This window comes from [Clostridium] symbiosum ATCC 14940 (assembly GCF_000466485.1).
In the GTDB taxonomy this organism is placed as follows: domain Bacteria; phylum Bacillota; class Clostridia; order Lachnospirales; family Lachnospiraceae; genus Otoolea; species Otoolea symbiosa.
This window is the reverse complement of sequence record NZ_KE992796.1, coordinates 1-12,779: the sequence shown is the minus strand read 5'-3', so window position 1 is coordinate 12,779 and position 12,779 is coordinate 1. Positions and strand designations below refer to the sequence as shown.

The 12,779-nt window shown below is 49.0% G+C and carries 11 protein-coding genes; 9 read left to right on the top strand and 2 right to left on the bottom strand.

Features of this window, described 5'->3' with window-relative positions:
• Positions 1-49 precede the first annotated feature (49 nt).
• The 6 genes from speE to nudC all read left to right on the top strand — a co-directional run bounded on the left by speE (position 50) and on the right by nudC (position 5,966).
• On the top strand, positions 50-910 hold the full coding sequence (gene speE, locus CLOSYM_RS01065; protein ID WP_003503355.1) for a polyamine aminopropyltransferase: 861 nt from the start codon (positions 50-52) through the stop codon (positions 908-910).
• Positions 891-1,772 (top strand): agmatinase, encoded by an 882-nt coding sequence (speB, locus tag CLOSYM_RS01060; protein WP_021640614.1) that lies wholly within the window; start codon positions 891-893, stop codon positions 1,770-1,772. Before speE ends, speB begins: the two co-directional genes overlap by 20 nt.
• 102 nt (positions 1,773-1,874) lie before the next feature.
• Complete coding sequence (locus CLOSYM_RS01055; RefSeq protein ID WP_003507490.1) at positions 1,875-3,077, top strand: saccharopine dehydrogenase family protein; 1,203 nt, start codon at positions 1,875-1,877, stop codon at positions 3,075-3,077.
• Positions 3,078-3,120: 43 nt separating this feature from the next.
• Positions 3,121-4,272 (top strand): carboxynorspermidine decarboxylase, encoded by a 1,152-nt coding sequence (nspC, locus tag CLOSYM_RS01050; RefSeq protein ID WP_021640613.1) that lies wholly within the window; start codon positions 3,121-3,123, stop codon positions 4,270-4,272.
• A 117-nt stretch (positions 4,273-4,389) separates the two neighbouring features.
• Positions 4,390-4,944, top strand: coding sequence for an NADH-quinone oxidoreductase subunit NuoE family protein (locus CLOSYM_RS01045; RefSeq protein ID WP_021640612.1), 555 nt, complete (start codon positions 4,390-4,392; stop codon positions 4,942-4,944).
• A gap of 110 nt (positions 4,945-5,054) precedes the next feature.
• Positions 5,055-5,966 (top strand): NAD(+) diphosphatase, encoded by a 912-nt coding sequence (nudC, locus tag CLOSYM_RS01040; protein ID WP_044902027.1) that lies wholly within the window; start codon positions 5,055-5,057, stop codon positions 5,964-5,966.
• Positions 5,967-6,085: 119 nt separating this feature from the next.
• On the opposite strand, the gene CLOSYM_RS01035 is transcribed toward nudC, so the two are convergent.
• The gene (locus tag CLOSYM_RS01035; protein WP_021640610.1) at positions 6,086-9,238 is read right to left on the bottom strand and encodes an EAL domain-containing protein; all 3,153 of its coding nucleotides are present in this window, start codon (positions 9,236-9,238) and stop codon (positions 6,086-6,088) included.
• 258 nt (positions 9,239-9,496) lie between these two features.
• A complete protein-coding gene (locus CLOSYM_RS01030; RefSeq protein WP_021640609.1) occupies positions 9,497-10,378 on the bottom strand; it encodes a DegV family protein in 882 nt (293 codons plus the stop codon).
• 337 nt (positions 10,379-10,715) lie between these two features.
• On the opposite strand from CLOSYM_RS01030, the gene ilvN reads away from it, so the two are divergent.
• The 3 genes from ilvN (at position 10,716) to CLOSYM_RS22900 (ending at position 12,711) form a co-directional block, all read left to right on the top strand.
• The gene (gene ilvN, locus CLOSYM_RS01025) at positions 10,716-11,216 is read left to right on the top strand and encodes an acetolactate synthase small subunit (protein WP_009299222.1); all 501 of its coding nucleotides are present in this window, start codon (positions 10,716-10,718) and stop codon (positions 11,214-11,216) included.
• Between the two features lie 98 nt (positions 11,217-11,314).
• A complete protein-coding gene (gene ilvC, locus CLOSYM_RS01020; RefSeq protein WP_003503369.1) occupies positions 11,315-12,325 on the top strand; it encodes a ketol-acid reductoisomerase in 1,011 nt (336 codons plus the stop codon).
• Between the two features lie 215 nt (positions 12,326-12,540).
• On the top strand, positions 12,541-12,711 hold the full coding sequence (locus tag CLOSYM_RS22900; RefSeq protein ID WP_003503370.1) for a hypothetical protein: 171 nt from the start codon (positions 12,541-12,543) through the stop codon (positions 12,709-12,711).
• Positions 12,712-12,779 lie beyond the last annotated feature (68 nt).

Genomic DNA, 12,779 nt, shown 5'->3' with positions numbered 1-12,779 from the left:
GGCGGCGTCCTCACCTGCTTAACTAAATCTCTACTGAAAGGAGTATAACATGAATTTCTGGTTTTCTGAAAAACACACGCCGGGGGTAAAGCTGTCCATCCGGGTAGACCGCCAGCTCTACAGCGGCAAGAGTGAATTCCAGCGGATTGACGTCTTTGATTCCCCGGAATTTGGACGGTTTCTGACGCTGGACGGTTATATGATGCTGACGGAAAAGGATGAATTTATCTATCACGAGATGATCACACACGTGCCTCTGGCTGTCCATCCGGCGGTAAAACAGGTGCTGGTGATTGGCGCGGGGGACGGAGGAGTAATCCGGGAACTGACCCGTTACCATGAGATAGAACACATTGACATGGTGGAAATCGATCCCCTGGTGGTGGAGGTGTGCAGAAAATATCTGCCGAAGACAGCCTGCCGCCTGGATGACGAGAGGCTCACCATCCACTACGAAGACGGCCTGAAATTTGTCCGCTCCTGTGAGAATCAGTACGATTTGATTATTGTGGACTCCACCGATCCCTTCGGACCGGGGGAGGGACTGTTTACCAGGGAATTTTACGGTAACTGCTATAAGGCTCTGAAAGAAGACGGTATCATGGTCAACCAGCATGAAAGCCCGTTTTATGACGCCGATGCGGAGGCCTGCAAGAGGGCGCATAAGCGGATCGTGGAATCCTTCCCCATCAGCCGCGTCTATCAGGCCCATATTCCGACTTATCCGTCGGGACACTGGCTGTTTGGGTTTGCATCAAAGAAATACCATCCGCTTAAGGATTTGAATGAAACCAGGTGGAACATGCGGGGCTTATCCTGCCGATACTATACCACCACACTTCATAAGGGCGCATTTTACCTGCCCGCTTACGTAGAGGAGATGTTAGAAGATGTTGAAGGCAAATATTGAGAATTTTCTGGCTTGTGACGCACCGTATGAGGAGGCGGATATCGTTTTATACGGCGCACCGTTTGATTCCACCACCTCCTACCGGCCCGGAGCCAGGTTCGGTTCCAGGGCGGTGCGCTCGGAGTCTTACGGTCTGGAGAGCTATTCCCCATACCAGGATAAAGACCTGCTTGACTGCGCCGTATTTGACAGCGGAGATTTGGAGCTGTGCTTCGGCAGTGCGGAGGCAGCCCTGTCCGACCTGGAAATGAGGGCGGGAGAGATAGTAAAAGATGGAAAAGTGCCGTTTATGATTGGCGGGGAGCATCTGGTAACTCTGGCGGCCGTCAGGGCCGTGAGGGAGAAATATCCGGATCTCCATATCATACATTTCGATGCCCACGCCGATCTGAGGGATGATTACCTGGGTGCGAAGCTGTCCCATGCCTGCGTGATCCGAAGGTGCCATGAGCTTTTGGGCGACGGCCGCATATATCAGTTCGGCATCCGCTCCGGAGACAGGGAGGAGTGGAGCTGGGGGCGGGAACACGTATATACCCACCGCTTTAATCTGGCGCAGGAGAGTCTTATGGAGTCGCTCCGGGCACTGCAGGGAAAGCCGGTCTATCTGACCGTTGACCTGGATGTGCTGGACACCTCGGTCTTTCCGGGTACGGGAACGCCGGAACCGGGCGGCGTGAGTTTTGACGAGCTTCGCAGCGCCGTGACGCTGGTCTGCAAGAATGCAAAGATAGCCGGCTGTGATGTCAATGAACTGGCTCCGATGCTGGACGTATCCGGTGCATCCACGGCCGTGGCCTGCAAGATTGTCAGGGAGATGCTGATCGCACTGTCGGATAGTATAAAACCGGGCAATAAATAAAGCAGGCAATAAATAAATCGGGCAATAAAGCAGGGTATTAAACGAATTATTAAATAATACAGAACAATAAATAAAGCAGAGAAATGCAAGGAGGAATAAAGCATGGGAAAAGCGTTAATTATCGGCTGCGGGGGCGTTGCATCCGTGGCAATTCACAAATGCTGCCAGAACAGCGAAATATTTGAGGGGATCTGCATTGCCAGCCGTACAAAATCAAAGTGTGACGCGTTAAAAGAGAAGCTGGAAGGCTCCACCAGGACGAAAATCGAGACGGCTCAGGTGAATGCGGACAATGTCGGGGAGCTGGTTGCCCTGATTGAAGCGTATAAACCGGATGTGGTGCTGAATCTGGCGCTGCCGTATCAGGATTTAACGATTATGGACGCCTGCCTGGCGACGAAGACCCATTATATCGATACGGCCAACTATGAGCCGGAGGACACGGCGAAATTTGAATATAAATGGCAGTGGGAGTACCGTGAAAAATTTGAAAAGGCAGGTATTACGGCCCTTCTTGGAAGCGGCTTTGATCCGGGCGTGACCGGCGTATTCTCAGCCTATGCGCTGAAGCATGAATTTGATGAGATTAACTATATCGATATCCTGGACTGCAACGGAGGCGATCACGGCTATCCCTTTGCCACAAACTTTAATCCGGAAATCAATATCCGTGAGGTATCTGCCAAAGGCTCCTACTGGGAAGACGGCCGCTGGGTGGAGACGGAGCCGATGGAGATAAAGAGAGAGTACGATTTTGAGGGAGTCGGAAAGAAGGATATGTATCTGCTCCACCATGAGGAGATTGAATCACTGGCCCTGAACATGCCGGGAATCAAACGCATCCGCTTCTTCATGACCTTTGGCCAGAGCTATCTGACCCATCTCAAATGTCTGGAAAATGTGGGGATGACATCAATCAAACCGATTATGTACGAGGGCCGGGAGATTGTGCCGCTCCAGTTTTTAAAGGCGGTTCTCCCCGATCCGGCTTCGCTCGGGCCGCGCACGGTGGGCAAGACGAATATCGGCTGCATTTTCCAGGGGAAAAAGGACGGCAAAGAGAAGAAGTATTACCTGTACAATATCTGTGATCATCAGGAATGCTATAAAGAAGTAGGTTCCCAGGCAATTTCCTATACCACCGGCGTTCCGGCCATGATAGGGGCAATGCTGGTTATGAACGGTACCTGGAAGAAACCCGGTGTCTGGAATATCGAAGAATTCGATCCGGATCCGTTCATGGATGCGCTGAATAAATGGGGCCTTCCATGGAAGGAGTCCTTTGAGCCGGCGCTGGTGGATTAATAAATGATGAAAAAGAATACTGGAAAATAAAGGAGAAGGATCGATGGAATACTGGGATGGATTGCTGAAAACCCCATATTATCTGGTGGATGAAACACTGTTAAAACAGAACCTGGAGATTCTCAGGGAGGTTTCCGGGAGGGCCGGATGTAAGATCCTGCTGGCCCAGAAGGCATTTTCCATGTTCTCCGTCTATCCCCTTCTCCGGGAATATCTGGCGGGAAGTGCAGCCAGCGGACTTTTCGAGGCCAGACTGGGGCATGAGGAATTCGGCGGGGAGACCCATGTCTTTTCGGCCGCTTACAGGGAAGACGAATTCGATGAGATACTCAGATATGCAGATCACGTCGTCTTCAATTCGCCGTCCCAGGTGAAGAAATACGGGGAACGGGTCAAAGCGGCGGGAAAGTCGGCCGGGCTGCGTCTGAACCCCGAATGCTCCACACAGGAAGGCCATGCGATTTACGATCCCTGTTCGCCCGGCTCCAGACTGGGGACGACAAAGCGGAACCTGGAGAGCGCAGGGAAGTTTGAAACGGAAATTTTACCGTATCTGGATGGATATCATTTTCACACGCTCTGTGAGCAGAATTCCGATGCCCTCGAGACGACGCTTGCGGCGCTGGAGGAAAAGTTCGGAAACTATCTGCCGCGCCTTAAATGGCTTAACCTGGGAGGGGGCCATCATATCACCAGGGAAGATTATGACCGGGAGAGGCTGATACGCCTGATATTGAAACTCAGGGAAAAGTACGGCCTGGAAATATATCTGGAGCCGGGGGAGGCTGTGGTCCTGAATGCCGGTTTTCTTGTCTCCACGGTTCTTGAAACAATGGAAAACGGAATAGAGATAGCGGTACTTGATACGTCGGCAGCCTGCCATATGCCGGATGTGCTGGAGATGCCCTACAGGCCGCCGGTGCTTGGGGGCGGGGAGCCGGGAGAAAAGCCGCACACATACCGTCTGGGCGGCCCGACCTGCCTGGCCGGTGATGTCATTGGCGACTACTCCTTCGACACGCCGCTGACGGAAGGAAAAAAGGTGATATTTTCTGATATGGCGCTTTATACCATGGTCAAAAATAACACGTTTAACGGAATGCCTTTGCCGTCTCTCGTACTCAGGGATTTACAGGGAAGGTTCCGGCCGGTGAAAGAATTTGGTTATGAAGATTTTAAAGGCCGGCTGTCATAAGCAGAAGTGCGGTAATATCAGTTCGGATTTTGGTACATGATTATCTGCTAAAAGGATAAAACTTCCTTACTGTGTCCATACTATTTTAAAAAGTGTAAGCAGGAGAGAGGAAGCAGCATGAAAAAACAGGATAAGCGTGGAAAGACAGGAGCCGAGCGGGAAATGGAGGCAGGAACGGATCAGGAAAGACGGGAGGAAGAGCTGAAAGAAATACTGAGTTATTACAGCAGCATGACTTCACCCTCATCACAGGAGAATATTGTGTCTATGATGCAGGAAATACAGGAGCTTTACGGCTGGATTTCTGCTGAACATAAGGAAATGGCGGCTGAAGCGGCAGGAGTCAAGCTGTCTGTTATTGACTGTATCATGAAACTTTACAAGAGCCTTAAACCGGCTCCCTACCGGCACAGGATGACGTTCTGCACCGGAAAAAACTGTCACAGGGAAGGCCAAAATCTCCTGGACACAGTAAAAAAAGAACTTGGGATTAAAGGGAAGATCCCGGCTTCCGGCGCCCTTTCTTCGGATAAGAAAGTCCTGCTGGAGACCAGGGACTGCCTGAAGCAATGCAGGACAGCCCCGAATTTTCTGCTGGACGGAAAGCTGTATTCTTCAGCCGGGGAAGAAGAGATAAAAAAATTGTTGAAGAAGTTGAGAGCAGAACTATAGTGAATCCGGCGGCGTAATTTTCATCAATACCATTGCAAGTATCGAAAAAAAGCAATATAATAATTCAATCGAAAGATGGTATAGAATTTACGAAAAGGATGGAACACGCTATGATTCAGGATATTGCCCCACACAGATACGACAACGCCTTTAAGACGAGGAGGCCGGAGGCTGCGGATTATGTTTTGGTGATACATAATAACCGGACTCTGCTGATTGACAGAGAACAGACTACGGCTGCCCGGAGACGGGAAGCGCAGAAACCGGAAGCGGTCTATGCGATTCCCCTGTTTTCTGAAATTACGGAGGTGGTTGCCGATGCCGTGGAACGGGCGGTCTATCTGTTTGCAATTGATGAAAAATCTTATTTCCTGATAGAGAATAAGGAAGAGAATGCGGTGGCAGAAACCGGCCGTTTTGCCTTTAAAGGGACACAGTATTTCAGACTGATGGAACCAATGTATCAGGCGTTTGCCGCTATCACGGCGACCCAGATATGGAGATGGCGGGAGAGCAGGAAATTCTGCGGCCGCTGCGGTGCGGGCACAACGGACAGTACAACGGAACGCGCCCTCGTCTGTCCGGTCTGCGGACAGATTGAGTATCCCAAAATTTCACCGGCCGTTATCGTGGCGGTCACGAACGGAGATAAGCTCTTAATGTCAAGATACCGCGACAGGCCCTATAGAGGCTACGCCCTGATAGCCGGTTTTGTAGAGATTGGGGAGACCTTTGAAGAGACGGTGCAGAGGGAAGTAATGGAGGAAGTAGGACTTAAGGTTCGGAATATCCGCTATTTCAAAAGTCAGCCATGGGCATTTACCGATACGGAGATGATAGGCTTTTTTGCCGAACTGGACGGAGACGATACGATTCGGCTTGAGGAGGATGAGCTGTCGGAGGCCGGCTGGTACCGCAGGGAGGAGATTCCGGATGACGAGGTTTTTATCAGTGTGGGAAGTGAGATGAAGATGGCCTTTAAATATGGTAGTGACTGGGAAAGCCGGATAGGAGCGATGTGACGGAAAAAGACTGAGCCGTCGGCCGATGTCAAATCCGGTTATTGAAAATGGGGATGCGTTTGCATCCCCGTTTTTCAGTTAAGGTGAAGAAAAGCCGGAAAAGCATGTTTTTAGCATTATCATGCCATATCCTCATAAAACTGAGCCTGCATTTTCCCCCTGTTCTTAGCTTCGTACATGGCCTGATCGGCAGCGGTAAACAGCTCTTCATAAGACATACCGTCATCAGGACAGAGCGCAATGCCGATACTGACAGAGATAAAGGGGAGACCCTGGCTGGTGCTTTGGCGTATGTAGTACATCAGCAGTTCCACCTTCTTTTGGGCAATATTTCTGTTGCAGACGCCTTCCATATAAGCGATAAGCTCATCCCCTCCGGCCCGGCCCAGTATATCATTGGAGCGGAACGTCTTCTGCAGGCAATCGGCCAGAAAAATAAGGGCGCTGTCACCGGCGGTGTGACCAAACTGATCGTTGATTTGTTTGAAATTATCCACATCGATCATAAGGAGGGTGCCGTCGGCTCCGTTTTGGATGCTTTCTCTGATTTTTGCCTCGGCTGAGGCTCTGTTGCGCAGGAGCCCGTCTTTTTCCGAAATTTCAATCAGATAATCTTCATGCAGCTTCTGTTCATCAATATCTGTTATTTTTCCGACGACAGATACGAGAGTACCATGTTCAAACAGATACCGGAACTGGGCAAGGCACCAGAAATAGCGGTCTTCAGTCGGATGAAGAAGCCGGATCCGGATTTCCTTCTGAACGGATTGGCCCATGAGCAGTGACTGAATTATTTCCATGTCTCCGGCATAGATATATTTGACATCCAGGCCGTGCAGGTAATTGTGCTGCACTAGATCGTGGATTTTAAACAGTCTGTCTGCATTAGGGGTAAAGCGGATTGTGTCTTTAAGGCAGTCATAATCGAAAAGCACAGTATCGGAGAATTGCTCCAGAAGAAGGTAGCGCTGCTCCTCCATGGAAAATTTCTTCTGGATTTTCTTCATATACAGGAAAATAATCAGGTAAATCAATATTATAGCGGTAAACAAAGCTGCCGTACAACAGAGAGAGGCCGTGGTAATCCTGTTTGAACGGGCGGCGGCCTTATCTGCCCTGTAAAGTACGGTAACATGCCAGTCGTTAATGCCTAAATCAGCCCTGGACAGATAGAAGGGGATCCGGTCTCTGGTGCCAAGTTTCCAGTTCCCGGACGGCGCTGATAAAACAGTGGCGATATCAGAGGAATGTGCATCCGGCCGGATATTCAGCTTCGCAATGCATCCGGCCAGTGTGGCATATTCTTCTTCTCCTGCGGACGGCAGAACCGTTCCATTGCCGTCTGTGATAAAGCAGCCGATAACAGAGCCCTGGGCTGTAGAATAGAGCGAGGTGCCGGTGAGGCTCTGCGCATTGACGGTGCCGCAAATCGCACCGGAAAAAACACCGTTTTCAAAGACTGGAACGGCCACGGCATAATAATATAAATTATCCGGCCGATGGGAAGGAATCAGATTGGATATGACGGTTTCTCCCTTCTTCAGCCGGAGCGCAGCAGTCTGGTCCTCCTGCGTTAAGGGGAATAATTCTTCTGCCTGTTCTATATTCGCTGCGGACATCCAGGAATATTTGCCCGGGGGCTCGCCTTTATTCAGTGGTTGAAGGAATTCCTCTGCCCGTTTCGAGTCACCGCGCTGGGAGATCAGCACGGAAAGGTTCCGGAGCGTTGAACTCACACTTTCAATGCCCGAAAGAATCTCCGCTTTTTGGCCGTTCATACAGGAATCCAGATTCTCCAGCACCAGTTCATTAAACTGCTCCCGGGCAATATGCTGGTAAAATATGGTGGCCAGAATCACACATACCGCCATAAATAGAGAACATAAGGAAAGCGGAATATACCATTTCGGATTCAGGGACGGATTTAAGGACGGATCCACATCGGACTTTGGCAATCCACCGGATTCATGAGCCGTCCGGTCCGTATTGTGGTTATTCTGGAAAGGAAGAGGGTAACAACCGTTCTGCTTCCGGTAAATGTCATAAAAAACGTCCGGAGCTATCGGATGGGAAAAGTAAAATCCCTGTACGGTGGTGCAGCCGAGACGTGTCAGGTAAGTGCACTGTCCGGCCGTTTCCACTCCTTCACATAAGATACTGATACCGAGGCGGTGGCCGATATTGATAATATTGGGGACAAGGGCCTCATTTTTCTTTTTCAGTTCTGGGTCTTCGGAGAGAAAACATCCGTCCAGCTTCAGGCAGTCAAAATTCAGCTCCTGCCATATGTTGATACCGGCGTACCCGGAACCAAAATCATCGATTGAGACACGGTAACCATAGGTGCGAAGCTGGTCAATCAGTTTTTTTGCACCGGTCAGTTCATCGAGCAGAATGGTTTCGGTCAGTTCAAATTCCAGCAGCTCCGGAGGAATTTGGTACTCCTGCGCGATTGCGTGAAGAGAAGAGGCTGTATCCTTATTTTTAATATGCAGCCTGGAAAGGTTGACGGATGTGCGTACAACAGGGAGGCCTTGTCTGAGCCTTCCTGACAAAAAAGCGCAGACCTGCCTGCAGATAAGCAGATCCAGCTCTACCACAGTTCCGGAGGACTCCATCACGGGAAGGAAACTGTCGGGGTATATAACGGTGCCGTCCTGTCCAATCCTCCGGGCCAGTGCCTCCGCACCGATGATCCGTCCATTGGTCAGATCTACTTTGGGCTGCAGATAGAAACAGAATCTCTGCTCCCTGACAGCCTGATTCAGTGTCTGCTCCAGCTCATAACGGGTGACGGTTTTTTGGACGAGTTCTTCGCTGTAGAGAACGGCTGAGCCGGTGTCCAGCCGTTTGGCCTCCTTACGGGCCAGATTGGGGCTTTCAATGGTATGTGATAATTCCTGCGTACCGGTACGGCAGAGTCCGCAGGCAAATCTCAGTTTACAGGCCGGATACAGCTTCTGCTGTTCGGCCATAAAACCATTGAGGCTGTGCTCCACAGCCTGTACGGCTTTTTCATCCGGCGTCTCTCCGGGAAAATACAGGATACAGAGAAAATAATCTGAGTACAGTCTTTCACAGAGAAGCACAAAGGGCAGGCCGGCAGTATAATCATTCACTGCCTGAAGCAGACGATCTCCGGCTTTAGTACCATAACAGAAATTGATATACTGGAAATCTGTTATGTCCAGATAAAGAAGATAGCAGCAGCCCTTTGGTCTGGTCCTTAGAATCTTTTCTGATTTTTCAATGAATAATTGATTTGGATGCATCCGCTCCCCCCTTTATAAAATCGGATTAAAAACAGTCATTTACTAAGTATACTAAAATTTGGGATTTTTTTCCAGGGGATGGAGAAATATTACCAATATACAGCAGAATCTACTGTAACGATAACCTGCACGCTCCGCGCACAGGTCACCGCCTTCAATTAAAAAGCCGCAGCATCCGGTTTATTTGGCTCAAGGAATAAACGACAGACTGCTGCGGCTTTACAATATTCGAATGGAGTTATTTTTGAAGGGAAATCATCACGGATTTTTGAGGATCCCGATTCCCAGAAGTCCGGGGCCGGTATGTACGGCAAGGGAGGCGGCAATCTGCTTTGAAAGAAGATGTTTTCCTTCAGGCAGCGCTTCGGTAATACGCTTAAGCATCTCGTTGGAAGCGGCGGCAGCGTTGCCGTTTAACAGGGAAAACCATACGGGTCCGTCTCCGGCAAAATCCTTTGCCTCGGCTAACAGCTTTGTCATACCCTGCTTGGAACCTCTGATTTTAGCGACGGTATAATAAACGCCTTCACAATTACAGGAGATGATGGGTTTCAGGTTCAGGATATTGCCTACGATGGAGGTAACAAGTCCGATTCGGCCCCCCTTCTGCAGATAGGTCAGCGTATCCATGTAATATAAGATTTTAGAATCCTGTACCTTGCCGGGGAGAAGCCGGACAAGCTCTTCATAAGGCATTCCTTCCTCCAGCTTTTGGGCGGCCCAGACAGCCAGAACCCCGGAACCGAAGGAGATATTGCGTGTATCAAGGACAAAGGAAGTCAGTTCCTCTTCCTCATTCAGAACGCTGCACATGGTATTGTACGTTCCGCTCAGGCCGCTTGAAATGGCAAAGGCCAGCACATGGGTGTAGCCTTCCCGTTTCAGCTCATCTGCCATATCCTTTACTTCCTGGGGACTTGGGGTGGAGGTATGCGGAATCTCTCCGGGAAAACGCTCGTACACAGTCTGCGGTGAAATATCTAAGTCGTCGGAATAATCCTTCTCCGGATAGATAACGTGCAGACGCAGAAGCTTCATATTATATTGCCTGATTAATTCCTCTGTCACATCGCATCCGGAATCAATCAGGATGGCCACCCTTTCACGGGGAACTCTATTATCATTCATCTTATTTTCCATAATCAAGAACCTCCAAATGTGGTTATTAAAACTACTTATTAAAGTATGACATAACAAAAAGAAGCTGTCAACTTAATTTAATGAAAATATTGCGGAATAAGAGCGGTATATCTGTAAGTAATACTACCCATTCCTTTTAATTAGTTGACAAAGAAAGGTTTGATTGTTATCATTAACTGTATTACATGATACCAGAAGCCATTTTTCGCAGAAAAATGAGCGGATTGCGAATGTTTTTGAGGATTGTGAGAGCACGCAGTGCGGAGCAATCCGGTTTCAAAGGGGTCAAAAGACCTTTTGACCCCAACATCATGACATAGCGAGGTGGGGAATGCAGATGAGCAGAATTGTTTTATCATTATTAGTAGATAACACCGCCGGTGTTTTGAGCCGAGTAGCGGGACTTTTCAGCCGCCGCGGATATAATATTGAAAGTCTTACCGTAGGTGTCACGGCAGATCCGAGATATTCCAGGATGACGGTAGTGTCTCTGGGGGATCAGCAGGTTCTGGAACAGATCCAGAAGCAGCTCGGAAAGCTTGAGGATGTTCACGATATTAAGGAACTCCGGGAGGGACATTCCGTCTATCGGGAGCTTATGATGGTGAAGGTGAGGGCGAATGCCAGCGAGAGAATGGCGATTAACGCCATCGCCGAGATTTTCCGTGCCTCAATCGTAGACGTGGGCAAGGAATCCGTTACGGTAATGCTTACGGGAGACCAGTCCAAGCTGGATGCGATGATTAACCTTCTGGAGGATTATGAGATACTGGAGCTGGCGAGAACCGGCCTTACGGGGCTTTCCAGAGGGGCAGACGACGTCCGTTTTCTTCCGTAACCGAGTTACAAAGTGTCGCCAAAGGCGTACAGAGAGGCGTCGGCGGCATTCTTTATAAAATTATCAACTTTAACATATCCCAAGGAGGAGTACAAAGAATGGCAAAGATTTATTATCAGGAAGATTGCAATTTATCATTATTAGAAGGAAAAACAATTGCCGTGATTGGCTACGGCAGCCAGGGACATGCCCATGCACTTAATGCAAAGGAATCAGGCTGTCATGTAATCATCGGCTTATATGAAGGAAGCAGATCCTGGGCTAAAGCGGAAGCGGCAGGATTCGAAGTTTATACAGCGGCAGAAGCAGCTAAAAAAGCAGATATTATCATGGTGCTGATTAACGATGAGAAGCAGGCCCAGATGTATAAAGAGTCTGTGGAGCCGAATCTGGACGAAGGCAACATGCTGATGTTTGCTCATGGTTTTGCGATTCATTTCGGACAGATCGTACCTCCAAAGAACGTGGATGTCACGATGATCGCGCCGAAGGGACCGGGCCATACGGTAAGAAGCGAATACCAGATTGGAAGAGGCGTACCATGTCTGATCGCCGTTCATCAGGATTATACGGGAAAAGCACATGACAAGGCACTGGCTTATGCATTGGCTATCGGCGGAGCAAGAGCAGGCGTTTTACAGACAACATTCCGTGAGGAGACTGAGACAGATCTGTTCGGTGAGCAGGCAGTTCTCTGCGGCGGCGTAACTGCCCTGATGAAGGCAGGATTTGAGACTCTGGTAGAAGCAGGATATGAGCCTGAGAGCGCATATTTTGAGTGTATCCATGAGATGAAGCTGATTGTAGACCTGATTTATGAGAGCGGTTTTGCAGGAATGAGATATTCCATTTCCAATACTGCCGAGTTCGGCGATTACATAACAGGACCTAAGATTGTCACAGATGAGACAAAGAAGGCCATGAAGCAGATCCTGACCGATATCCAGGACGGTACATTCGCAAAGAACTGGCTTCTTGAGAACCAGGTGAACTGCCCGCATTTCAATGCGATGAGAAAGAAAGAAGCGGCCCATCTGCTTGAGAGTACAGGAACCGAACTGCGTAAGCTTTACAGCTGGAACGATACGAACAAATTAATTGATAACTGATAATCAGAATATGATTAAATCAGGGATGAGACGGTCTTTGCGGAGGCCGTCTTTTTAATTGATGACGGTGACATTTGCGCGGAGCGTGCAGATTATCGTTTAACAGGAATGCGTGATGAAAGCGAAACTTACATAAAAAATACAATTCCTTTACTGATATTTAAAGCAGGCCGGCCAATGCTGTGATATTATTAAGCTGATGTTAGAGACAGGAGGTGAGAGAAATTAGTAAATTAGAGCTTGTAGCTGAAATTGGCTCCGGTCAGGTTGAAATTGTGCAGATTTATTTAAAAGGATTGTTATCTGCCGATGAATTAGAACATTTGATTGGCAAACAGAAAACCAGTATGGTTAACGATTTCACTACCGAATACGTAAAGGCGTGACACCTGGCAGTTCAGATGACTGTCGGGTGTCTTTTTTTAGGCTCTTTGTCAATAGTTGGGGTGGGATT